This is a genomic window from Stenotrophomonas sp. OVS01A (assembly GCF_019969775.1).
Taxonomy (GTDB): Bacteria; Pseudomonadota; Gammaproteobacteria; order Xanthomonadales; family Xanthomonadaceae; genus Stenotrophomonas; species Stenotrophomonas indicatrix.
Map to the genome: position 1 here is coordinate 1741784 of NZ_JAHXYV010000001.1, position 24261 is coordinate 1766044.

Genomic DNA, 24261 nt, shown 5'->3' on the forward strand with positions numbered 1-24261 from the left:
ATGTTCTCCGATATCTCCATTGACGGCGTCTTCGTTCCCGGCCTGCTGGCGGTGGCACTCATCGCACTGGCGCTGTCGATGATGGCCTCGCGGCTGCTGGCAAGCCTCGGCCTGTACCGGCTGTTCGCCTATCGCCCGCTGGTGGGCCTTTCGCTGTTCGTGATCCTGGCGGAGCTGCTGATCCAGCTCGCGCCCCTGCTTGAGAAACTGAAATGAAGCACCTGTTGAGTGTCATTGGACGCTGGAGCGCAACGCTCTGCCTGTTCGTCGTTGCCGTCATCGCGGCCCTGTCCCTGTGGAACCGTTACGAAACGCAGCCGTGGACGCGCGACGGCCGCGTGCGCGCGGACGTGATCCGCGTGGCGTCGGACATGGGCGGGCTGGTCACCCAGGTGCTGGTGCAGGACAACCAGCGGGTGAAAGCCGGGCAGCTGCTGCTGGTGCTGGACCAGCCGCGCTACGCCGCCGCGCTGGACAAGGCCGATGCCGCGGTGAACAGCGCGCAGGCCACGCTTGCCCTTGCCCGCCGTGAATCGAAGCGGGACATCGCGCTGGGCAACCTGGTGGCTTCAGAAACGCGGGAGCGCAATGCCGCCAAGGTCGATACCGAAGTGGCCGGCCTTGCACAGGCCCGAGCGGAGCGGCGGGTGGCGCTGCTGAACGTGCAGCGCACCGAAGTGCGCGCCAGCGCCGATGGCATCGTCACCAACCTGGACCTGCACCCGGGCGACTTCCTGCAGCCGGGTGCCCAGGCGCTGGCGCTGATCGACGGCGCCAGCCTCCGGGTCGAAGGCTATTTCGAAGAAACCAAGCTCAACTGCATCAACGAAGGCGATGCCGCTGTCGCCCGCCTGATGGGCGATGGCCGCGACGTGCATGGGCATGTGGAGAGCATCGCCGCCGGCATTGCCGACGATCAGCGCGCGAGCACCCACAACCTGCTGCCATCGGTTGCGTCAACGTATACCTGGGTGCGGCTGGCGCAGCGGATCCCGGTGCGCATCCACTTGGACGACGTGGCACCGGATACACGCCTGATCGTCGGCAGAACCGCCAGCGTGACCATCACTCCGCGCACGCAGGGAGCCTGCAAGTGATCGGCACCGTATCACGCGTGGGTGTACTCGCCTGTGCGCTGTCGCTGGCCGGCTGCGTGTCCGGCCCGGACTACACGCTGCCGGCCAACGCGGTTGCCGCCGCGCCGGCAGCCCGCCGCGCATTCGTATCGAGACACCAGGCGGCCTACGCACAGACCGAGCTGCCGGACCGCTGGTGGCAGCTGTATGACGATCCACGGCTCGATGCCTACGTCAGCGAAGCGCTGCGGGCCAATACCGATCTGCGCGCGGCCGATGCCAACCTGCGCCGCGCCACGGCGATGGTGCTGCAGTACCGGGCCGAGCACTCGGCAAGCACCGACGCGGATGCATCGGCCACGCTGGCCCATGCCGGCGGATATACCTCACCCACCTCGCCACCGCAGGTGTATGCGCTCGGCATCCACCTGGCCTACCCACTGGATCTGGCGGGTGGCATCCGCCGCGGCATCGAAGCTGCCAGCGCCGATGCAGAGGCCGTCGCTGCAGCACGGGACCAGGTGCAGGTGGTGGTCGCCGCCGCTGTCACCCGCGCCTATGTCGGCATCTGTTCAACCAACCTCACCCTGGCGGCGACGCAGCGGGTGCTCGCTACGCAGCGCGCTACGCTGGACGCCACCACCCGCTTGGCGGCCGGCGGGCGCGGAACCGAATTCGACGTCAGCCGGGCACGCGCGGCGGCCAACCGCAGTGCGGCGGCGGTGCCGCATCTGGTTGCCGAACGGCAGGCGGCCCTGTTCGCGCTGGCGGCGCTGATGGGACGCGTACCAGCCGACTATCCGCAGGACGTCGCCAACTGCCAACAACCGCCGCGCCTGCAGCAACCGGTTCCGGTCGGCGATGGTGGCCAGCTGATCCAGCGCCGCCCAGATGTCCGCTCGGCCGAGCGCAGCCTGGCGGCCGCCACCGCGATGATCGGCGTGGAAACGGCAGCCCTGTACCCACAGGTGAGCATCGGCGCGTCCGTCGGCATGGCAGGTTCATTCAAGCAGCTGCTGAGCAGCGACAGCGTCGGCGCGTCCTTCGGACCGCTGCTGTCGTGGCGCTGGCCGAACCGCCGCGCAACCCGGGCGCGGATCGATGCGGCCGGCGCCAACGCCGATGCCACGCTGGCATCGTTCGATGGCGTGGTGCTGGACGCGCTGCGGCAGACCGAAACCGCGCTGTCGGCCTACGCGCAGGAGATCGATCGCGAGCACAGCCTTGCCCTCGCCCGCGACGACGCGGCACGTGCCAGCGACCAGGCCGGGCAGTTGTACCGGTTCGGCAGGATCGACTTCATCGACGTGCTGTCTGCCGAGGCCGCGCTGGCCGATGCAGAGTCTGCGCTGGCAGCATCGCGCGCGCAGCTGGGGGATCGTCAGGTGGATCTGTTCCTGGCGCTGGGTGGGGGCTGGGGGGCGGCAGGCGCAACGCCCGACGCGCTTGATCGCTGAACCGCGCTCAATCGTGAGCGGCTGGCCTGTGAAACCAGCCGCTCCCGCACTGCCATCGATGTTGCGGCCCTGGGCTTACTTCGGCATCAGCACCGAATCGACCACATGCACCACGCCATTGGACTGCCTCACGTCGGCGGTGGTTACTGCAGACTTGCCGCCTTTGGCGTCGACCACCCAGACCTTGCCATCCTGCAGCTTCACCGTCAGCGCTTCACCCTGCACCGTTTTCAGCGTGCTGCTGCCGCCGTGGCTGCGCGCTGCTGCGGTCAGCTGGGTGGAGGTGTAGGTGCCCGGCACCACGTGATAGGTCAGGACCTGGGTCAGCTTGGCCTTGTTTTCAGGCTTCAGCAGTGTTTCCACGGTGCCTGCGGGCAGCTTGGCGAACGCCTGGTTGTCGGGAGCAAATACGGTGAAAGGACCCTTGCCGCTGAGCGTGTCAACGAGCCCGGCCGCCTTCACCGCAGTCACCAGGGTGCTCAGGTTCTGGGCGGTGGAGGCGTTTTCGACAATGGTCTTGTTCGCGTACATCGGCACGCCACCCACCATCGGATTGTCGGCGGCAAAGGCGGCCGGGGCAGTTGCGCAGGCAACCGCGACGGTGGCGGCAAGGGTCAGGCGCTGGATCTGGGTACGCATGTTCGTGTCCTCGTTGATAGCCCAACCGGGCTGGGAAATGCGCAGCGTTCGCTGCCGTCACTGCACCACCTTGCAGCCATGCGGGAATGCAGGGCATCCGTAGCAGCAGGGAAGAAGCGTTGCGTGCATGAGGGCATACGCCGCAAGCCGATGGCCGGATGCATCGCCTGGCGCTGGGGCAGTGAACGGTTCAACAAGGTGCGTGCCGCGTCGTGAGGATGTTCACGGGATCGTGATGCGCTGAAGAGCGGAGAGTTGCCGTGATCGGCTGTCCAAGCAGAGGGGCGCTGCTTCAGCTTTCGCCGCTGGCCCTGAGCTGGGCACTCAACAGACGTGTCAGGGACCTGCGTGCCAACCAGCCCTGCAGTTGCTTGGCCTTGATGGTCTTGGCCATGAGGCAGGGCGCGCCTTCCACGGTGTGGTCGATGTGGTAGCAGCGCGAGGCGCCACAGAGCTCGGCCTGGCTGGCGGTCACGATGACGACGGTCACCTCCAGGCTGGTGAAGGCGATATCCGCCTTGATGTCCGGGTTCTCAGTGCCGGCACGGTCGATGAGCGTGCGGAAGCGGCCCAGGTCGCGTTCTCCGCCGCTGCTGAGCGGCCCCACGTTGGTGGCGCGCCGGATGTCCTCCTCCTCTCCGGGGACAGCGTTGTTCCAATGTTCAGTGCGCTCGGGAATGACTGCGCGGACGACCTTGCCGCCCGGCTCGATCAGATCGATGACCACATCCAGCAGATACACCGGCTCCAACCCAAGGTTGGTCACAAAACAGTGCGCATCCAGATGCTTGCCCGCACCGGAGGTGATCAGAATGGATGGCCGTTGCTGGCGGCGGTAGCTGCGCAGGAACACGCTCAGATAGACCACCCAGATCAGCGCCGTTACGCAGGTCATGGCGGCGGTGATCAGAGGTGCAAGGTGAAGCAGATTCTGGAGCATTCCCGATGGTGTCTCACGCAGCTTCGCTGGAGAGAACATCATCGCGATTGCATCGCTCGCGGGCCGTGAAGCCATGCTCGTGGCGAAGACGGCACCTCTGCGCGGTTGCCCGCTGGCGTCGGTGCCCGGCTTGGTCGACGCGTCCAACAGTCGTCGTCAGCGGGCAGAAGGAGCTGACTGGCCCGGCTGCGCACTGCAGCGGCCGAGCAAAGGCTCGGCGCCGCAATGCGGTACTCGATCAGTTGGCCAGAGCGAAATCCAACCCCGCGCACACCGCCGCCACCTGGGCGTCGTTGCATTCCTGCGGGTTGGTGCGCGGGCTGTCCGGGTACACCTCGGTGGTGGTGGCATACAGCGCATCGGTGAAGCCGGCACATGCACCAATGGAACGCGACTCGCCCCACACCACGCCCAACGACTGCAGCGGCATGCCCACCAGATTGCCTTCGGCATCGGCCGGGGCAATGTGGGTGATCGGGGCCACGGCGGCGATCAGCGCCTTCTGGAATTCGTGCTGCGGGTCTTCGCTGTTGCCGATCACATAGAAGCCATCGGGAATGGTGTCGCGCTCGAACGGCTTGCCGTCGCGGGCGCAGCGGGCCGGGTCGAACTCGTGCAGATCGCTGTCGGTGGTCTCGTGCAGGTCCAGGTGGACCCGGATGTTGGCCTTGCGTTCGGCCACCCAGCGCATCAATGAGGCGGCTTCTTCGATCAGGCCGCCGTCACGGAAACTGCGGTTGGGATCGATGGCGTTGGGGTTCCAGCGCTGGATGCGCTCATAGCCCCATGGGCTCACGCACGGGGCCACGATCAGGTTGAAGCGGCCCAGGTAACGCTCGGCGTGCTGCTCCAGGAACTGCAGGGCGCCATGCACGCCGCTGGTTTCGTAGCCATGCACGCCGCCGGTGACCAGCGCGGTCGGCAGGGCCGGGTTCCAGTCGTGGTTCACCACCGCAAACAGCGGGTAGTGGTCCGGGGCGTAGTCCAGCTGGCCGTACTGCACCACGTCGAAGCGCTCGTCCAGCCGTTCCAGCGCGGTCACCACGTCTTCGTGGTAGCTGCGCTGCCGCTGCTGGCGGGCCCGCCACTGCGCGCGTTCGGCGTCGCCCCAAGGCTGTCCGGGGGTGCCGATCGGGTAGAACTGCGCAACGGTCATCTCAAGCTCCAGAAGTCGGGGTGCGGTGGTACAGCCGACCATTTTAAGCCTTGTGGCCCGATCGGTGCTGCCCCTCGCCCCCGCCTTCATACGGCCGGCCTCATCTGGTTGTAAAATCAACGGTTTTTGGCCCCCACCCCTTGATGGCGAACGCAGCGCAGCCGGTCGTGGATGGACCGGACTTCCTCCGTCTGCTCGCCCGTCTCAGCGACGGCGCGATGCCGGCCTCCAGTCCCGCCCTGACCGATCGCCTCGGCCAGTGGGTGGACTGGAGCCGTGCCGTGGCCCTTGCCGGGGCGCTGGATGGCCGCCTGGCTGAACCGGCCGAGGCCGCCGAAGCGCTGGATGATCTGCTGGCCGATTGCGCCCAGGCCGAAGCGAGCCTGTTGGCCTCGCTGAGCGAGGATGCCGAGGCCGAGCGCCTGCTGGACCTGGCCGAGGCCGCCGCCGCGCCGAACTTCGCTTCGTTGCGGCAGCGCTACCGGGTGCTGCAGCAGGCCATCCAGACCGCTACCGGCCGTCTGCGCGGCCGCCTGCGCGACCAGCTGGTGCAGGCGTCACCGGAGCTGGCGCGGCTGGCCGAGGTCGATGCGGTGATGGAGCAGACCTTGAGCCCGCGCGAGCACAGCCTGCTTGCCACCGCCCCGGCGGTGCTGGGTGCCCGATTCGAACGCGTGCACGGCCAGCCCGGCTGGCGCGCGTCCTTCCGCCACGACATGCGCACGCTGCTGCTCGCCGAGCTGCAACTGCGCTTCCACCCGATCCAGGGGCTGCTTGCCGCCCTGCGCTCACACTGACCGGAACACCATGTCCAGAACTGTTTTCCACGTCCTTGTCTTCCTTGCTGGCCTGCTGGCCGTGTGCTGGATCGGCGTCGGCTATGTCTCGGTGCACCCGCTGGGTGCAGCCGTGGCAGCGATCATCGCAGCCTGCTACATCGCCGGTGGCGTGGAGCTGTACCGCTACCGGCAGGCCAGCAATGGCCTGCGCGCCGCACTGGCTGACCTTTCGCTGGCCAAGGAAAGCCTGGCACCGTGGCTGGAGCGTGTGCCGCTGGGCCTGCGCAATGCCGTGCGCCTGCGCGTGGAAGGCGAACGCACCGCCCTGCCCTCGCCGGTGCTGACGCCCTATCTGGTAGGCCTGCTGGTGCTGCTGGGCATGCTCGGCACGCTGCTGGGCATGATGGACACCCTGCGCGGCACCGGCCTGGCGCTGCAGAGCGCCACCGACATGGCGGCCATCCGCGGCTCGCTGGCCTCGCCAGTGCAGGGGCTGGCGGTGGCCTTCGGCACGTCCATCGCCGGCGTGGCCAGCTCGGCCATGCTGGGCCTGCTGTCGGCACTGCTGCGCCGCGACCGCCTGCAGGTGGTGCAGCAGCTGGACCGCGCCATCGCCACTGACCTGCATCCGTATTCACAAGCCTGGCAGCGTGCCGAGTCGCTGCGCCTGCTGCAGTCGCAGTCTGCGGCGCTGCCTACGCTGATTGATCGCCTGCAGGCGATGACCAGCACCTTCGAACAGCACAGCGCGGCCGCCAATGAGCGCCTGCTGGCCGGTCAGGCCGAGTTCCTGACGCAGAGCCAGGCGTTGCAGGAACGCCTGGCAACCTCGCTGCAGCAGTCGCTGCGCGAGGGGGCCGAAGCCAGTGCTGCGGCCATTGGTGGCGCGCTGCAACCGATGGCCGAAACCACCTTGGCCGGTCTGGCCAGCCACGGCCAGGCGCTGCATTCGCGTGTCGAACAGGCCGTGCAGCAGCAGTTGAATGGTCTGGCCGAGGGCTTCGAGCGCAGCCGCGTGGCGACCGAAGCGAGCTGGGCCAAGGTAGTGGCCGAGCAGACCGGCGCGCAGCAGGCGCTGGTTGCCGAACTGCGCCAGCATCTGCAGTCCTTCAGCGAAGGCCAGAGCACGCAGGGTGAAGCCCTGGTGGCACGCATCGGCGAGCGCCTGCAGGCCGATGCCAGCAGCAACGCCGAGGCCTGGCGCGCTGCTGCCGAACAGCAGCATGCATTGAACAGTGAACTGGTCGAGCGCCAGCAGCAGGCGCTGCTGCAGGCCAGCAGCCACCTGGATGACCGTGCGCAGGCGCTGCTGCAGGCACTGGATGAGCGCCACGCCGCCGGCCAGTCGCTGCTGCAGGAACACGAACAACAGCGCCTGCAGGATTGGCACGCCGCACAGGCCGCCACCGCCACGGCGCATGCCGAACTGCAGGCGGGCCTGGATGCACGCGAACAGCAGCGCCAGCTGCGTTGGGACGCGGTAAGTACCGAGCTGCAGCAGGCGCACGCGGCGTTGCAGGCCCAGCTGCTGGCAGGCGACGAGCAGCGCCTGCAGCGCTGGAGCGACGCTTTGCAGAGCGTTTCCACCGATCTGGCCGAGCGCCTGCAGGCCGATGGCCAGCGCCTTGCCGAACAGCAGCAGCAGGTCTGCGACACGTTGGCACAGACCGCGCAGCAGATCGGCGAGAACGGCCGTGCCCAGGCCAGCGCCACGCTGGCCGAAGTGTCCACCCTGCTGCAGACTGCGGCCGCAGCACCGAAGGCCGCCGCCGAGGTCATCAACGAACTGCGCAGCACCCTGTCCGAAAGCCTGGTGCGCGACAACAAGATGCTGGAAGAACGCGGCCACCTGCTGGCCACCGTGCAGACCCTGCTGGACGCGATCAACCACGCCTCGCACGAGCAGCGCACCGCTGTGGATGCACTGGTCGGAGGCTCGGCCGAACTGCTGGAACGCGTCGGTAACCGTTTCAGCGACCATATCGCGGCCGAGACCGGCAAGCTCGATGGCATCGCCACGTTGCTCAATGGCAGTGCCGGTGAAGTGGGCCAGCTGGCCGGCACCTTCGGCGCTGCCGTCGAGCAGTTCGGCACCGCTTCGGCAGAGCTCTCCGGGCGCCTGGAGCAGATTGGCGGTGCGCTGGATGCCTCGCTGGCGCGCAGCGATGAGCAGCTGGCGTACTACGTGGCACAGGCGCGCGAGGTGGTCGACCTCAGCCTGCTGTCGCAGAAGCAGGTGATGGAAGAACTGCAGCAGCTGGCCGCGCGCCGCGGCAAGGCCGGCAGCGCATGAGCGACGAGCTGGAGGTCGACGGCGGCTCACACGCCCCGATCTGGGCGGCATTCGGCGATCTGATGTCGGTGCTGCTGGGCGCGTTCGTGCTGATCCTGGTCGGCGTGGTCGCCGTGCAGCTGGAGTTGTCGCAGCGCCTGGACCAGGAGGTCAAGCAGCGCCAGGCCGAAGCCAAGCGCCTGCAGACGCTGGAACAGGCGCTGGCCGGCCCGCTCGCCGCCGGCCGGGTGACGCTGGTGAATGGCCGCATCGGCATCAGCGGCAGCGTGCTGTTCGCGCTGAACTCCGACCAGCTGCAGCCGGAAGGCCAGGAGCTGCTGCGCAGCCTGGCCGCGCCGCTGGCGGCCTATCTCGGCACGCGCGAAGAGATCCTGATGGTCAGCGGTTTCACCGATGACGCACCGGTGCGGGAAGGCAACCGCCGCTTCGCCGACAACTGGGAGCTGTCGGCGCAGCGCTCGCTGACGGTGACCCGTACCCTGATCGCCGACGGCGTACCGGCCGATGCGGTGTTCGCCGCCGCGTTCGGCAGCGAGCAGCCGGTCAGCTCCAATGCCAACGAAGATGGCCGCGCGCGCAACCGCCGTGTGGAGATCGCGCCGATTCCCAAGCCCAAGGCTGCTGCGCCGGGCGAGAAGAACGGCAATGGCAGCTGAGTCCTCGCCTTTGGAGGGATTGCGTGCCCTGGTGCGCGACCTCGACACCGGGTCGCGATCGCTGCTGCACTACCCGCAGGTGCCGATGCTGGACGACGTGCGCCGCGAGTGGTCCGAGCTGCGCAGCGAACTGCAGGTGCGCCGCTCGCTGCGCACCGAAGCCCCGGCGGATGGTGGCCCGCTGAACTCGGCGGTGCTGGTGCAGCGCATGCTGGACACGATGCAGGCGACCAGCCCCGGGTATCTGCGCCACTTCATCGACTATGTCGATACGCTGTCGTGGCTGCAGGCGTTACAGGATGGTGCCGCCAGCGGCGGTGATGCAGCAAAACCCAAACGCACACGCAAGCCGCGCAACGCGGGTTGACGGATAGCGGTAGTGCCGGCCGCTGGCCGGCAGCCTCATGAACCCTCCGCAGCATCCCGCAGTTGCCGGCCAGCGGCCGGCACTACCCACCCGTATGTCCGCAGATGAAGCTGCGGGCATTGCAGGATGCGACGCTAAAGCGCACACGCAGCAACGCGGGTTGACCGATACCGGTAGTGCCGGCCGCTGGCCGGCAGCCTCATGAACCCTCCGCAGCATCCCGCAGTTGCCGGCCAGCGGCCGGCACTACCCGCGCGTGATGTCCGCAGTTGACCATGTCACCAGACAGTCATCTGTCTAGCGCACCATTTTCACGTTGATCGCGCGGCGCCCAAGGCGCCCGTGATCGCATCGCGTGTTTCCCCTTTCATCTGCCTGAGCTCCGCTTCCATGCGGCGGCTCGCGCTTGCCTGAGTGCCTGTTCCATGACCAAGACCCTGTTGGCTGCTGCGTTGTCCCTGGCCCTTGCACCGACCGCGTGGGCGCAGCAGGCGCCGTCGGCCACCGAACTCGATGCAGTTTCAGTCATCGGCAGTGGCGAGGCGCGCCAGGTGCAGCGCATCACCCGCGAGAACCTGGACATCCTGCCGCCGGGTACCAGCCTGCAGAAGACGCTCAACCTGCTGCCTGGCGTCAACGCGCAGTCGGCCGACGCGCTGGGCACCAACGAACAGTCGATGACCCTGAGCCTGCGCGGCTTCAACTCCACCCGCCTGGGCTACACGCTGGACGGCGTTCCTCTGGGCGATGGTGCGTACAACAACTACAACGGCCTGACCATCAACCGTGCGCTGATCAGCGAGAACATGGCGGGCGCCGAACTGGCGGTGGGCATCGGCAGCCTCGGCACGCCGTCCACCAGCAACCTCGGCGGCACCATTTCCTATACCTCCGACCGCCCTGCGCAGGAACTGGGCGGCCGCGTGGTGCAGACCTTCGGCAGCGATGCCAACCGTCGCACCTTCGTGCGCGTGGACAGCGGCGAGTACAACGGATTCTCCGGCTACGTATCGGGCATGAACGCGGTCTCGGACCTGTGGAACGACCAGACCGCGTACAACAAATCCACTACCAAGCAGTTCAACGCGAAGGGCGTGTGGAACTTCGGCAGCGGCCAGATCACAGGTTTCGTCGACACCTCGCGGACCAGCCAGGCGGACTACTTCTACCTGTCCAAGGACGAGATGTCCCGCGGCCTGGGCTGGGACTGGGGCGGCTACGCACCGGACTGGAACAAGGCCGTGGCCAAGGCCTACTGCAACACCGCCAGCCTCAACGCGAAGAAGTGCGACAACAGCGGTCCGGACAAGGACGCCGACGGCGCATTCACCGCCGGGCAGATCCTGCGCGATGACAACCTGTACTACCTGGCCGGTGATTTCTTCCTGGCCGATGGCTTCAGCCTGCGGGCACTGGCTTACCACCACGATGACCGCGGCGAAGGCCACAACTGGAACAGCGGTGCATGGTCGAACAAAGGCACCGCGCAGGAAATCCCGATCATCTTCCGCAACACCATCTACACCATCGACCGCGATGGCGGCACGCTGTCCTTCGATTGGGAGCTGGGCGCACACCGCCTCGAAGGTGGCGTCTGGTACGAACGCAACACCAGCAGCGCCGAACGCTACCAGACGGCGGTGGACGGCCCACGCGACCTCAGCGGCATGAATACCCTGCCCTCGGATGTGGGTGTGTTCGCCCAGCGAACGCGCTGGAAAACCCACCAGTTCTTCCTGAAGGACACCTGGCGCCTGCTTGACGACCGTCTGACCCTGGAATTCGGGGCCAAGAGTCCACATGCCACCTCCGACGCACAGGCGCTGCCCGGCGATGCGAAGACGCCTATCTCGCCCAGCTCGAACAACCAGTTCGCCACCGGTTCTCTGAAGGCCAGCAGGAATTTCCTGCCAAGCGTGGGCGCCAACTTCCGCCTCAGCGAGCATCACGAAGTGTTCGCCAGCTACGCCGAGAACATCGCCATGTTCCAGGGCGGCTTCAAACTTGGCCCACAAGCGGTCAGCCAGGCCACCTGGAACGCGCAGGGCAACCTGAAGCCGGAAGAATCACGCTCGCTGGAGGCGGGCTATCGCTTCGTCACCGATACGTTGCAGGCATCGGTCGCTGCCTACAGCGTGCGCTTTGACAATCGCCTGCTGCAGTACAACCCCTGCGATTCGCGGCAGCCGGTCGGCCCCACCTGCGGCAACCGTTTCTACAACGTCGGCGGCGTCGACAGTCGCGGTGCTGAACTGACCGTGCTGTGGACACCGAACGAGCACTTCAGCTGGTACACCTCGGCGTCGCTGAACCGCTCGACGTATGCCTCCAACTACACGCAGGCCGGCGTCGAGCAGCAGATCAAGGGCAAGATCCAGACCGACACGCCCAAGCAGCTGCTGGCCACCGAAATGACCTGGCGCGACAACGGCTGGTTCGCCAGCCTGCGCGGCAAGTACACCGGCGAACGCTTCTACACCTATACCAACGACCAGGGCTTTGGTGGCTTCACCGTGTTCGACCTGGCCGGCGGCTACGATTTCGGTCAGGTTGGCTTCGCCAAGGGCATGCGCCTGTCGCTGAACGTGACCAACGTGGGTGACAAGCGCTACGCCAGCAACCTGGACTCGAGCGTGTTCGCCCCCAGCGACCCGGCCGGCAAGCTGTATGTGTTCCACGCGTCGGCACCGCGCCAGGTGTTCGGTACCATCGACATCCGTTTCTGATCGCCGGCCGAGGAGTCCATTGATGTCCGTTACTGCCCTGCTGTTGGCCGCGCTCTCGGTCAGCGGCTACAACGCACCGCATGAAGCCCGCGGCGTGCCGCCACGCGCGGTGGACGTGGCCAGCTTCACATACGTGGACAAGGGATTGGTCGCCGCCGGACGATTGCCGGCCGGTACCGTGGACTTCCTAGGCGATACGCTGGGCTCGTTCTCGTCGTTGGCGGTACAGCCGGGCACGTGGCGGCGTACCGCGCGTGGCTATGAAGGGGTGCTGTGGACCCTGCCCGACCGCGGTCGCAACGATCCGGAAGCCGGCCTGTTCTACGACTACGCCGGTCGCCTGGAGCGCATGCAGCTGCGCATCGACTGGCCGGCGGACAAGCCAGAGAGCTTCGGCACGCTGACGATGAAGCCGGAAAAGGGGTTGGTGCTGAAGGACTACAACGGCCAGCCATTCACCGGTGCCGACCCCGGTGATCACACCATCATCCAGCGTGGCGTGGTGCTGCCCTCCCCCGCCGTGGGCGCGGGGGCCGGCAAGGTCGCACTTGATGCCGAATCGCTGCAGTTCACTGCGGACGGCCACTTCTACATCGGCGACGAGTACACCGCCAACGTCTATTACTTCAACGCACAGGGCCAGCTGCAGGGCGTGATCGTGCCGCCGCAGGCGATCCAGCCACAACGTGATGGCAAACCTGCCTTTGGATCATTGGCTCCGCCGCAGACCGGGCGCCGCAACAACCAGGGCGTGGAAGGCATGGGCCTGTCGCCCGACGGCACACGGCTGTTCGTTGCCCTGCAGAGCGCGCTGATGCAGGACAGCGCGGCGGGCAATGCCGCCGGCCGCATCAACACCCGCGTGCTGGTCTACGACGTGTCTGCCAACCCGACGCCGACGCAACCGGTGGGCCACCATGTGATGATCCTGCCCGCCTACGCCCACGACGGCAAAGGCAAGCTCGACCGTACCGCTGCACAGAGCGAGCTGCGTGCGCTGGACAACGAGCGTTTCCTGATGCTGGCACGCGATGGCAATGGACTGGGCAAGGAGGGCGACGACCCGATCGTCTACAAGTCGGTGCTGCTGGTGAACGTGGCGCAGGCCTCCAATCTAGTGGATACGGAATATGAGACCGGCACGGCATCGGTGCTGGCCGATCCCGCTGACGCCATCTTGAAGACCGGCATCCTGCCCGCCAAGGTCAAAGAGGTGCTGAACCTGCTCGACCGGCCGCAGCTGGCCCGGGCCGGGCTGGACCTGGATACAGGGCGTGGCCCTCACCCGGGATTGCTGTCGGAGAAGTGGGAAGCAATGGACGTGTTGCCGGCGCTTGATCCAGAGCACCCGAACGACGTACTGCTGCTGATCGGCAACGACAACGACTTCACCGCCCGCAACTGCCGCATGCAGGGCGAGCACTGCGACAGTGCGTACGACAACGACAACCGGGTGCTGGTGTATCGGCTCACCCTGCCGTAGTGCCGGCCGCTGGCCGGCAACCTCACAAACCCCGACCGGTGGTAGTGCCGGCCGCTGGCCGGCAACTTCATGAACCTCCGGACGCACCGCTTGGTTGCCGGCCAGCGGCGGTCACTACCCGACAGGAAAATCCCGCGCGCCTGCCCCATGGTAGTGCCGGCCGCTGGCCGGCAGCCTCATGAATCTCCGGAAACACCGCCTGGTTGCCGGCCAGCGGCCGGCACTACCAGATCGACCACGCATAGGGATACTGGCCAATCTCCCTGGCCAGGCCCGCCCGAATGGGATTTCCCAGGATATACAGAGCCTGGCGATGCAACGATTCCTCTGCCCTGACCGCATGATCGAAGTACCCGGACTGCCAGACCACGCCGCGACGACCGACCAGCCGATTCAAGGCCAACGCGCTGGATGACTTGAACCGACGGGCGATACCCGACAGCTCCGACGCACGTAGTTGCAACATCCAATGCACATGATCCGGCATCACCACCCATGCCAGTGACTGGACCAGGCCTTGTCGCTCCAGTTCCTCAAACTGGCTGGAGACGCAGCCTGCGGTAGCGCCGCATTCAAAGCGTCGGCGGCGCTGGCATGTTGTCGTGGTCAGCACATATACCTGACCGATGATGGAGCGCCGCCCGTGGCGCAGGAGATCGCTGCTCATGGCCCATCGTGGATCAGGCAGACATCGCTGGCTGTCGGGGAACAGCGCGAGATTCCATGAGGATGTTGCTGACAGTCTGCTGGGGTTGCCGGCCAGCGGCCGGCACTACCCAATGCAAAAGCCCGTCACGTCCGCCCCGTGGTAGTGCCGGCCGCTGGCCGGCAACCCACGCCAACGCACAAGCCCATCGCGCCTGCCCCGTGGTAGTGCTGGCCGCTGGCCGGCAACCCATGCCAACGCACAAGCCCATCGCGCCTGCCCCGTGGTAGTGCCGGCCGCTGGCCGGCAACCCATGAACCCCGCCCGGCGGTGTGCCCGGCCCCGTCACCCGCGCAGCGTGGCGCCACCATCCACATACAGGTCACTCATCGCCACGTGCCCGGCCTGCTCGGACAGCAGGAACATCACCGCCTGCGCGATGTCCTCCGGCGTGGCCAGCTTGCGCAAGGGGATGCCCGCCTTGTAGGTGGCCGGATTGCCGGCGATCACCCGTGCCGCGCCCTGCTCGTCTTCCCACATGCCGGTCTGCATCGGGGTCAGCGTGGAGCCCGGCGCAACGATGTTGCAGCGGATGCCCAACGGTGCCAGCTCCAGGCCCAGGCAACGGGTGAACATCGTCGCCGCCGCCTTCGAGGCGGCATAGGCGGCCATGCCATGCCGTGGCACGCCCGCCGCGTTGGAACTGACGGTCACGATGGCGCCTTGCCGGCGCGGCGACATCACCCGTGCCAGTGCGCGGCCCACATGGAACACACCATCGGCATTGACCGCGAACACCCTGCGCCAATCCGCGTCACGGGTGTCCACGACCTCGCCGACATGCAGCACGCCCGCCACGCTGGCCGCCAACATGATCGGTCCCACCGTGGCTTCCACCTGGTTTACCAGGGCGTCCACGGCTGCGCCGTCGGTGACGTCCAGTGCGAAAGCCTGCACGCGACCATCGTCGGTCGCCAGCGCAGGTCGCTCGCGATCGGTTGCCACGACCCGGCACCCTGCGTCCAGCAGTTGCCCGACCAGCGCCGCACCGATACCGCCCGCTGCGCCGGTCACCAGCGCCACATTTCCTTCAAAACCCGTCAGCTGCATGTTGCGCTCTCCTGTTGCCTGTCCCACTGCTGCAGCCGCGCCGACAACCACGGTGCCAGCTGCGCCACCGCATCACGCCCGGTCAGTTCGGCGTGCAGGAACGGCAGCTCGACGGCATCCACCTGCAGCGCATGTGCCTTCCACAGCGCGGACTGCAACTGCGGCCGTGCCTGATGATCGCGTCCGGCCCGCACATGCGCCAGCGTTCCGACGAAGGGTCGGTGCTGGTGTTCGCGGATCAGTCGATTGGTTCCGGTCACCGCCCGTACCACGCCGTCGAGCACCACCTCGGGCAGGCTGCCCAGCGCGCTGCCGCCGCGCCGCAGGAAGGCGAGGATGCGCTCGCGATCGTCCAGTTCCGGATGCGCGTCCGGGTCATGCCCGGCGATGGCCAACAGCGCCCGCAGCGCCGCGATCGGGTCGGGCTCCGGTTCGGCGCGCCAGCATTCGCTGGGATAGGCATCGAGCAGCACCAGTTCGCCGACCTCGCGACCGATGTCGTGCAGGCGCACGGCCATCGCCTGCGCGAGAATGCCCCCCACCGACCAGCCGAGCAGATGGATCGGCCCCTGTGGCTGCAGCGTGATCACCCGCTGCACATAGTCATTGGCCATGGCCTCGATGCTGCCTGGCAGCGGTTGCGTGGCATCGAGCGCGGGTGACTGAAGCCCGTACACCGCGCGCGTTGGCTGCAGCGCCCGGGCCAGTGCGCGATAGTTCCAGGCAATGCCGCCTGCCGGGTGCAGCACGAACAGGGGGGCTGCGGTTGCCTCGTCGGATGCCGACAGCGCAATCACCGGCCCCAGCGCGTGATCGGCGCGTGCGGGCGGCTCGGCAATGCGTGCCGCCAGCGCGGCTACGGTCGGTTGCGCGAACAGCGCGCCCAGCCCCAGCTCGCAACGCCAGCGCTGCTCGATGGCCAACAGCAGGTGCACGGCCGACAGGGAGTCGCCACCGATGCTGAAGAAATCCAGGTCGACGGCCACCGGCGATTCGCGCCCCAGCGCCTGCGCGAACAGCCCGGCCAGCTCCTGCTCCAGCGGCGTGCGCGGCGCCTGCCCCACAACTTCCTGCTGCGGCGGTTTCGGCAGCGCACACCGGTCCAGCTTGCCATTGGCAGTCACTGGCCACTGATCCACGCCCACGAACGCCGACGGCACCATGTAGTCCGGCACCCGCGTCAGCAGATGACTGCGCAGCGCCGCTGCATCGAGCAGCGCCGTCGGCACATAGGCGACCAGCCGCGCCTCGCCGGGTAGATCATCGCGCAACAGCACTTCCACCCGGTCCATGCCAGGCAGCTCGCGCAACGCTGCTTCAATCTCGCCAAGTTCGATGCGCAGGCCGCGCAGCTTTACCTGATGGTCGCTGCGTCCCAGGTACTCGACAGCACCGTCGTCCCGCCAGCGTGCCACGTCGCCGGTGCGGTAGATGCGCTCACCCGGCAGGAACGGATCCGCCAGGAAGCGCTCGGCAGTCAGGTCGTCGCGGCCGAAATAGCCGCGCGCCAACTGCACACCGCCGAGGTACAGGTCACCTGGCACGCCCACCGGCACGGGCTGCATCCGTGCGTCCAGCACATACAGGCGGGTGTTCCAGACCGGGAAACCGATCGGCACCGGTCGCGAGCGGTCATCGGCCGAGGCTGGCCACCAGCTCACATCCACTGCCGCTTCGGTCGGCCCATACAGATTGTGTAGTTCGGCATGCACCCGCGCATGGAAGCGGTCGCGCAGCGCGGCATCCAGCGCCTCGCCACTGGTGAACACGCGCCGCAGCCGCAGGTCCTGTGAGGCCGGTGCAGCCAGGAACGCATCCAGCATCGACGGTACGAAATGTGCGGTGGTGACACCATGGACGCGGATCAATCGCACCAGCTCGGTCGGGTCGCGGTGTGCGTCCGGCCCCGCCAACACCAGCGTCGCGCCGCACAGCAGTGGCAGGAAGAATTCCCAGACCGATACGTCGAACGTTGCCGGGGTCTTCTGCAGAATCCGGTCGTCGGCACCAATGCCATAGTGCTCGCGCATCCACAGCAGGCGATTGACGATGGCGCGGTGTTCGATCACCACGCCCTTGGGTTCGCCGGTCGAACCGGAGGTATAGATCACATAGGCCGCATCGTCGCCCGTCGGGCCCGGCCACGGTGCGGCAAAGCTCACATCGGTCCACTGCTCCGGCGGCAGCACCGGCACATCTGAAAGACGGGATTGCACGCTGGCCTCTGCCAATACGCAGACCGGCTGCGCCGACGCCAGGATGCGCGCCAAGCGCTCCGCGGGATGGGCAAGGTCCAGTGGCAGGTACGCGCCGCCTGCGCGCAGCACCGCCAGCAACGCAATCACCAGTTCCAGCGAACGCGGCAGCGCTACGGCAACGACCGTGCCCGGGCCCACGCCCAGCGAGCGAAGCTGCGCGGCCAGGGCGAAGCTGCGCGCCTCCAGCGCAGCATGGTCCAGCGTGGTATCGCCGAACACCAGCGCCGCTGCCGACGGATCGCGGTCCATGCCCTGCTGCAACAGTTCGACCAGGGTCGTGTCAGGCAGCGCATGCGTGGTGGCATTGAAGCCATGCACGACCTGCCTGGATTCTTCCGGCGTGGCCAGCGGCACCGTCGCGATGTCTTCGGCCAGCAGCGCGGACGACACGAAATGCAGCAGCCGCCGGGCATGCGCCTTCATGTCGTCCAGCCCATACAGGGCCGGGTTCGCTTCAATCTCCAGATCCAGCAGGGTCTGTCCATCGCCACGGAAACCCAGTGTCAGGTCGTCGACCGGGCCGGTGCTCAGCACTTCCAGTGAGGCCTGCACACCCGGCAGCGCGAGCGGCTGGTAGAACGGCTGTACGTTGATCAACGGCCCATGCAGACGGTGCTGTGCACCGACCAGACCGAGGTCACGACGCAGCTGTTCGCCACGGTAGCGCCCATGCTTGCGGCTCTGGCTGAGCTGGCGCCCGATGCGCCGGCAGAATTCCTCGACGCCGCCCTCGCCGCCCGCTACCCGCAGCGGCAGCACGTTCATCACCATCGCCGGTACCCGCGCCGCCGCGTTGCCCAGCCGCGCCATGTACGGTACGCCGAGCACGACTTCCTCGGACGCGCTCATGCGACGCACATACTCGGCGGCCAACGCGGCAAGCACATCCGGCCACGGCTGCAGCCACGATGCCGAGACCTGCAGCAGGCGCTCGCGCAATGCGGGGTCCACCGGCTGCACCCAGCGCAGTGCATCGTCACTGGCCGCGGCGGTGCCGGCCAGGCCGGTGGAGGCCGGGGCGCCCTGCAGCGCCTGCAACCACCACTGCCGGTCGACGTCGCGGCGCGCATCACTGCGGTAGCTGGCATCATCGGCCAGCACGCCCGCCAACCCTGGCAGCGCACTACCGGTGCGGCCCGCATACAGGGCGCAGACGCGGTCAGTGAACAGCGCCATGCCATAGCCATCGGTGGCCAGGTGATGCACGCGCAGGTACCAGGCCCAGCGCTGGCCACCCAGGTCGAACAGCACCTGCTGGCTCAGCCGGTCGCGGGTCGGGTCGACCGCGCTGCAGCGGTCAGCCAGCATCGCCGCACGCGCCGTCTGCTGCGGATCATCGGCCGCGGCGACATCGCGCAGCTGCAGCAATGGCACCCGCGCGGGATCGTGCCATTGCACGGGCTGGCCGTCCTCGCCCTCGGCGAAACGCAGCGCCAGCGCCTCGGCCTCGACGGCGGCCTGGTTGGCGGCAGCGATGAACGCCTGCACATCCAGCAAACCCTCGATCCACACCGCGTGCGCGGTATTGAATGCAGGGCTTTCCGGTGCCACCCGCTGGGCAAACCACAGCCCGGCCTGCGCCTCGGTCAGCGGCAGCGGCGCTCCGTTCATGCTGCTGTCTGCGCGGCCTGCAGCTGCTGCACCACCGCCCACCACTGGCGCAGCGTGGTGTGTTCGGCCAGCTGCGAGAACTCCAGTGGCAGCCCGGTGTTGCCCCAGGCCAGCACCAGCCCCAGCATGCGCATCGAATCCAGATCCAGATCGATCAGGTTGTCATCATCGCCGATGTCAGCCGCGTGGCAGTCCAGCACACGGGCGACGTCGGCGCGCATACGCTCCAGGGTCAGGGCTTCGGTCGTCGCGTTCATCACATTGCCTCCAGCAGCTGGTCGGTGGTCATCGGTACGCCGCAGGTGCGGGCGATCCAGTGCAGCGCCTGGTCATGGTCGGCACGCGAGAAATCGGCCACGGCATCGGCAGCGATGAACGTCTCGATGTCACGCTGGAACGCCTCCACTGCCGTGGCGGTGCACCCGATGTGGGCGTAGACACCGGTGATCAGCAGCTGGTCGCGGCCGCGCACGCGCATCAGCGTTTCCAGATTGCTGCGCTGGAACGCGCTGTAGCGGTGCTTTACCAGCACATGCTCGCCCGGCTGCGGCGCGAGTGCGTCGATGATCGGCTCGTGGTCGGCACGACGGCCCATGCCCGGGCCCCACAGGTCTGCCTGCAGGCCGCGGTCGCGGCGGTCCTGGTCGCCGTGCTGGGCGGTGTAGAACACCGGAATGCCGTGCGTACGGCAATGTCCCAGCAGGCGCGCGATGTTGTCCACCGCCGGCTGCAGCGGCGCGTTGCCGGCGTCGAATGCGGCGAGGAAATAGCGCTGCATGTCGTGTACCAGCAAGGCAACGCGATCACGCTGGGGGCGCCAGGCGCCTCGCGCCTGCGGCAGTTCCGCAGCGGTCGGCAAGGAATACGGGGTAATGCGGGGCAGCGCCATCAGCGCGTTCCTCCTGTCTGTTGCAGATGACGCGCGCGCAGCTGCGCGCGCAGTTCGCGGCGGCTGATCTTGCCAACCGCCGTGGTGTCGAAACTGTCCACGAAAACAATCTGATCGGGCACCTTGAAGGCGGCCAGGCCACGCCCGCGCATCCACGCCTTCAGCGCCGGCGCCTTGATGGCCTCGCCCTGCTGGATCACGAAGGCACAGCTGCGCTCGCCCAGGTAGTCGTCAGGAATGGAGACCACGGCGGCATCGAATACGCCAGGATGGGCCAGCAGATGGTCTTCGATCTCCTCGGCGGAGATCTTCTCGCCCGCCCGGTTGATGTGGTCGCCGGCACGGCCCTGCACCACCAGGTAGCCCCCGGGCAGCTGCTGCACGCGGTCGCCGGTGCGATAGAAGCCATCGTCGGTGAACGAGCGCGCATTCGCCGCCACATCATTGTGGTAACCGCGGATGGTGTATGGGCCCCGCGTGAGCAGATGGCCCACCTCGCCTTCGGCAACGGGATGATCGTGGTCATCGACCACGCGCACCTCGTCATCGGCGCTGATCGGCCGGCCCTGGCAGGCAACGATCAGTTCCTGCGGATCATCCAGCCGGGTGTAGTTGACCAGGCCTTCGGCCATGCCGAACACCTGCTGCAACGTGCAACCGAGGCCATCGATGACCCGCCGCGCGGCTTCCGGCACCAGCTTCGCTCCCCCGACCTGCAGCACCTGCAGGCTGGACAGATCATGCCTGCTGGTCGCCGCGGCCTGCGCCCACAGCAGCGCCAGCGGCGGCACCAGACCACAGCAGGTCACCTTCTCGCGCGCGATCAACGGAAAAGCCGCATCCGGGCCGGGGCCCGGGCTGAGCACCACGCGGGCGCCGGCGTACAGCGCACCGAAGAAACCCGGCGAGCTCATCGGGAAGTTGTGTGCTGCCGGCAGCGCGACCAGGTACACGCTGTCGCGGTCGATGCCACAGATTTCGTTGCTGGCGCGGAACGAATAGATGTAGTCGTCGTGCGTGCGCGGAATGAGCTTTGACAACCCGGTGCTGCCGCCGGAGATCTGCAGGAACGCCACCGACTGCGGATCAGGATCGGCCGGCAGCTGGCTGCGATCGCCCTGCAGCGATTCCAGCGCGACGAACTCCGCCGCATCGCCGTCGATCAGCACGTGGCGTACCGCCGGCACTTCCGCCTGCAGCGCGCGCGCCAGGCCACGATGATCGAAGCCTTCATGGACATCGGCGCTGATGTAGGCACTGGCCTCGGCCTTGCGCGCAAAGTGGGCCAGTTCAGTGATGCGATGTGCCGGCAGCGCGTACACCGGCACCAGCCCGGCGCGGAACAGGCCACAGACCGTTGCGATGAAACCGGCCGTATTGCCCAGCTGCACCAGCACGCGCTCGCCGGGTTGCAGGCCCAGCGCCAGCAGCCCGGCGCCGATGCGCCCGGCCTCATGCCAGAGCTGCGCATAGCTCAGGCGCACATCGCCAGCCACCACCGCGATGTCATCGGCATGGCGCTCGGCGCGTTCGCGCAGGAAACCCGGGAAGGTTTCGCCACGCCAATGACCTGCGGCCCGATAGCGCGCGACCAGCGCTTCAGGCCATTGCTGTTGCAGCGGCAGGCGCGAATCAACGGTGGACGGCGTCATGCGGATACCTCGATCAGGGACAGCGGGTCCTGCACACCCAATGCGTTCAGCAGGGCAGCAAACTTGGCGGCGGTTTCGGCCACTTCGGCCTCGGGCTGCGAGTCGGCGACGATGCCGGCGCCGGCATACAGGCGCAGCTGGGTGCCCTGCAGGCGCGCGCAGCGGATCGCCACATACCAGTCGCCGTCCCCCTGTGCATCGAGCCAGCCCACCGCACCGGCATAGAAGCCGCGCGGCACCGGTTCCAGCGCACGGATGCGCTGCAGTGCCTGCAGCCGCGGGGTACCGCAGACGGCCGGGGTGGGATGCAGCTCGGCCAGCAGGGTCGCCGCCGACGTAGCAGCGTTCTTCAGCGTGGCGTGGATGCGCGTACCCAGATGCCACATGCTGGCGGTGGCGTGCAGCACCGGGCGCGGCTGCGCTTCGATGTGACTGCACCAGGGCGAGAGGCCATCGACAATGGCGTCGACAACATGCCGGTGTTCGTCATGATCCTTCGCCGATGCCAGCAACGCCTGCGCGGCGCGCTCGTCCGCAACCGGATCGGCACTGCGCCTGGCCGAACCGGCCAGCGGATGCGACAGCACCTGCGCACCGCGTTTGCGCAGCAGCAGTTCCGGTGTCGCCCCCACCAGCCATGCCGGCGCCTGGCCAACGTCCACCGGCAGCGGCACGGCGTAGGTCGCCACCGAAGGATCGGTGCCGAGGCGGGCCAGCAGCATTTCCGGTGACAGCGCCTGCTGCGTGTGCGCCAACAGGCTGCGCGCCAGTACCACCTTGTGCAGCTCCGGGTCCGGCGCGCGCATCGCGCTGACCGCGTCGGCCACGGCCGCTGCATACGCCTGCGCCGAGGGCTCGGCAGTCAGCGCTCCGGACAGCGCCGGCGCCGCCTGCGACTGCACGGGCAATGCCGGCAGCAGGCGCTCGGGCTGGTACAACACATCATCGGCGCGCGGCTCGAACGGCACCGCGCCGACCAGCAGGCCCGGCCCACCGCGCTGCTGCGCGAAGAACGTCGCCACGCGCTCGGCCAGCGTGGCCAGCACACCGGTCGGCAAGGGTGCGCGGCAGCCGCGCGCGTGCATCTGCTGATCCGCCTGCCGCAGCAGGAACAGCGACGCTTCGGCGGTGGGCTCGGGCAGCATCGACGCAGCCTCCGGCCACGCGCCCTGCATCAGGGAATCGTTCATGGGGTCTCCTTCATCCGATACGCTGCTGCCAGCACGCACAGCACCAGCAGCAGCACGCCGACCAGCAGGTAAGGCAGGCTGGCGCCGCCGCGATACAACAGGGTGCCGAGCATCGGCCCGGCCACCATGCCCAGCCCCTGCGCCGCCGCGACGGTGCCGGCCGCCGCCCCCTGTTCGTGCGGCTGCACCGCGTCGGCGGCCAACGCCTGGAACGAGGGGAACACGAAGCCCATGCCGAACGCTGCAAGCGCGTAGGCCGCCGGCAACTGCCAGGTCTGCTGCACCGCCGCCACCGACGCAAAGCCGATGCCTGCGATCAGTGCGCCGAGGATGATCCAGCGCCGGGGATGCACGTCCAGTTTCATCACCAGCCCCTGCGCGAGGATCAGGCCCACGCCGACTGCAGTCAGTGCGATGCCGGCCATGCGTGCACCTTCGGCTGCACCCAGGCCGAAACGATCAATGGCGAAGAAGCCGACCGTGACCTGGGCGATGGTCACCGACACCATCGCCACGAACGCCGCCATCTGCGGCAGGCGCAGCCGCGGGTCGAGGCGCGACAGCGGTACGCGGTTGCGGCTGTGTGCGGCTGCCACCGGCGGCGTGGCCGGCAGGCGCCAGGCCAGCAGGCCCAGCGCGAGCAGCGGCAACAGCGCAGCCACGTACAGCGCCAGCGGCAGGTTCTTGTAGGCAAGCCATCCGGCAGCAGCCGGACCCAGCACCATTCCCAGCGCGTTGGCGCTGCCAAGGCGGGCGAGGAATTTCGCACGTTGGCCGGTGGGTGCCTTGTCGGCGATCAGCGCGGCAGCGGTCGGCGGCACAGCCGCGTAGAACAGGCCGATCAGGCCACGCGCACCGACCAGCACCAGCACCGAGACCAGCACCGGCGGTATTGTCTGCAGCGCGACATCGATGAACACCGCCAGCGCGATGTAGACTACGGTGTAGGCACTCATCGCCAGCATCAGCACGCGCTTGCGGCCGATGCGGTCGCTGAGCTGGCCCCACGGGCGAGCGGCCAGCATCCACAGCACGCCCGCGGCCGTGACCGATAGACCGGCATGCCATTCGGACAGGCCCAGCAGGCGGACCACCGGGCCGATGACGGCGACGAAGGACATCATCGCCATGGTGCCGATCAGGGCAGCCAACACCAGCGCCGGCAAGCCGGGAACCACGGGACGTGCATGCATGGAACACCAACCGTAACCAGGGAAGGAACGCCGGGCGCATCCGCACCCCGCGCGACGTCGCCCTGTCAGGCGGCGACGCCATCCTTAAATGATAACGGCTCGCATTTGCATTTGATACCCATTCGCTTAACGGGCACGCA

20 protein-coding genes are annotated in these 24261 nt (G+C 67.7%); 9 read left to right on the forward strand and 11 right to left on the reverse strand.

From position 1 onward, the window contains the following. The 3 genes from LC407_RS08175 to LC407_RS08185 are packed head-to-tail and all read left to right on the forward strand — an operon-like array spanning position 1 to position 2533. Positions 1–216 carry a DUF1656 domain-containing protein gene (locus LC407_RS08175; RefSeq protein ID WP_025874327.1) on the forward strand — a complete coding sequence of 72 codons (216 nt, stop codon included), beginning with the start codon at positions 1–3 and terminating at the stop codon, positions 214–216. Further along, on the forward strand, positions 213–1097 hold the full coding sequence (locus tag LC407_RS08180; RefSeq protein ID WP_223482602.1) for a biotin/lipoyl-binding protein: 885 nt from the start codon (positions 213–215) through the stop codon (positions 1095–1097). The genes LC407_RS08175 and LC407_RS08180 overlap by 4 nt, the downstream gene beginning before the upstream one ends. Beyond that, a complete protein-coding gene (locus LC407_RS08185; RefSeq protein WP_223482603.1) occupies positions 1094–2533 on the forward strand; it encodes an efflux transporter outer membrane subunit in 1440 nt (479 codons plus the stop codon). Before LC407_RS08180 ends, LC407_RS08185 begins: the two co-directional genes overlap by 4 nt. A gap of 75 nt (positions 2534–2608) precedes the next feature. Here LC407_RS08185 and LC407_RS08190 read toward each other — a convergent pair whose 3' ends face one another. The 3 genes from LC407_RS08190 to LC407_RS08200 form a co-directional block, all read right to left on the reverse strand. Then, positions 2609–3172, reverse strand: coding sequence for a fasciclin domain-containing protein (locus LC407_RS08190; RefSeq protein WP_025874323.1), 564 nt, complete (start codon positions 3170–3172; stop codon positions 2609–2611). A gap of 292 nt (positions 3173–3464) precedes the next feature. After that, complete coding sequence (locus LC407_RS08195; RefSeq protein WP_223482604.1) at positions 3465–4259, reverse strand: hypothetical protein; 795 nt, start codon at positions 4257–4259, stop codon at positions 3465–3467. Positions 4260–4350: 91 nt separating this feature from the next. After that, a complete protein-coding gene (locus LC407_RS08200; protein WP_025874316.1) occupies positions 4351–5268 on the reverse strand; it encodes a M14 family metallocarboxypeptidase in 918 nt (305 codons plus the stop codon). 143 nt (positions 5269–5411) lie between these two features. Between LC407_RS08200 and LC407_RS08205 the strand changes: the two genes are divergently transcribed. From LC407_RS08205 to LC407_RS08230, 6 genes are all read left to right on the forward strand, one after another. Then, positions 5412–6065 (forward strand): DUF3348 family protein, encoded by a 654-nt coding sequence (locus tag LC407_RS08205; protein ID WP_032975341.1) that lies wholly within the window; start codon positions 5412–5414, stop codon positions 6063–6065. 10 nt (positions 6066–6075) lie between these two features. Continuing rightward, on the forward strand, positions 6076–8340 hold the full coding sequence (locus LC407_RS08210) for a DUF802 domain-containing protein (protein WP_223482605.1): 2265 nt from the start codon (positions 6076–6078) through the stop codon (positions 8338–8340). Further along, on the forward strand, positions 8337–8996 hold the full coding sequence (locus tag LC407_RS08215) for an OmpA family protein (protein WP_025874313.1): 660 nt from the start codon (positions 8337–8339) through the stop codon (positions 8994–8996). Before LC407_RS08210 ends, LC407_RS08215 begins: the two co-directional genes overlap by 4 nt. Next, positions 8986–9363 (forward strand): DUF2894 domain-containing protein, encoded by a 378-nt coding sequence (locus LC407_RS08220; protein WP_033831301.1) that lies wholly within the window; start codon positions 8986–8988, stop codon positions 9361–9363. Before LC407_RS08215 ends, LC407_RS08220 begins: the two co-directional genes overlap by 11 nt. 425 nt (positions 9364–9788) lie before the next feature. After that, a complete protein-coding gene (locus tag LC407_RS08225) occupies positions 9789–12089 on the forward strand; it encodes a TonB-dependent receptor (RefSeq protein ID WP_223482606.1) in 2301 nt (766 codons plus the stop codon). A gap of 22 nt (positions 12090–12111) precedes the next feature. Continuing rightward, a complete protein-coding gene (locus LC407_RS08230) occupies positions 12112–13572 on the forward strand; it encodes an esterase-like activity of phytase family protein (protein ID WP_223482607.1) in 1461 nt (486 codons plus the stop codon). A gap of 223 nt (positions 13573–13795) precedes the next feature. On the opposite strand, the gene LC407_RS08235 is transcribed toward LC407_RS08230, so the two are convergent. The 8 genes from LC407_RS08235 to LC407_RS08270 all read right to left on the reverse strand — a co-directional run bounded on the left by LC407_RS08235 (position 13796) and on the right by LC407_RS08270 (position 24121). Further along, complete coding sequence (locus tag LC407_RS08235) at positions 13796–14239, reverse strand: transposase (RefSeq protein ID WP_025878591.1); 444 nt, start codon at positions 14237–14239, stop codon at positions 13796–13798. Positions 14240–14563: 324 nt separating this feature from the next. Then, on the reverse strand, positions 14564–15328 hold the full coding sequence (locus LC407_RS08240; RefSeq protein WP_025878590.1) for a 2,3-dihydro-2,3-dihydroxybenzoate dehydrogenase: 765 nt from the start codon (positions 15326–15328) through the stop codon (positions 14564–14566). Further along, entirely contained in the window at positions 15319–19197 is a 3879-nt protein-coding gene (locus LC407_RS08245) for a non-ribosomal peptide synthetase (RefSeq protein WP_223482608.1), read from the reverse strand. Before LC407_RS08245 ends, LC407_RS08240 begins: the two co-directional genes overlap by 10 nt. After that, positions 19194–19454, reverse strand: a complete 261-nt coding sequence (locus tag LC407_RS08250) for a phosphopantetheine-binding protein (protein WP_223482609.1) — start codon at positions 19452–19454, stop codon at positions 19194–19196. Before LC407_RS08250 ends, LC407_RS08245 begins: the two co-directional genes overlap by 4 nt. Further along, on the reverse strand, positions 19454–20086 hold the full coding sequence (locus LC407_RS08255) for an isochorismatase family protein (RefSeq protein WP_025878587.1): 633 nt from the start codon (positions 20084–20086) through the stop codon (positions 19454–19456). The genes LC407_RS08250 and LC407_RS08255 overlap by 1 nt, the downstream gene beginning before the upstream one ends. Continuing rightward, positions 20086–21738 carry an AMP-binding protein gene (locus tag LC407_RS08260; RefSeq protein WP_223482610.1) on the reverse strand — a complete coding sequence of 551 codons (1653 nt, stop codon included), beginning with the start codon at positions 21736–21738 and terminating at the stop codon, positions 20086–20088. Before LC407_RS08260 ends, LC407_RS08255 begins: the two co-directional genes overlap by 1 nt. Next, positions 21735–22928: an isochorismate synthase gene (locus LC407_RS08265; RefSeq protein ID WP_059064392.1), complete on the reverse strand. Its 1194-nt coding sequence runs from the start codon at positions 22926–22928 to the stop codon at positions 21735–21737. Before LC407_RS08265 ends, LC407_RS08260 begins: the two co-directional genes overlap by 4 nt. Then, on the reverse strand, positions 22925–24121 hold the full coding sequence (locus LC407_RS08270; RefSeq protein ID WP_080148597.1) for an MFS transporter: 1197 nt from the start codon (positions 24119–24121) through the stop codon (positions 22925–22927). The genes LC407_RS08265 and LC407_RS08270 overlap by 4 nt, the downstream gene beginning before the upstream one ends. Positions 24122–24261 lie beyond the last annotated feature (140 nt).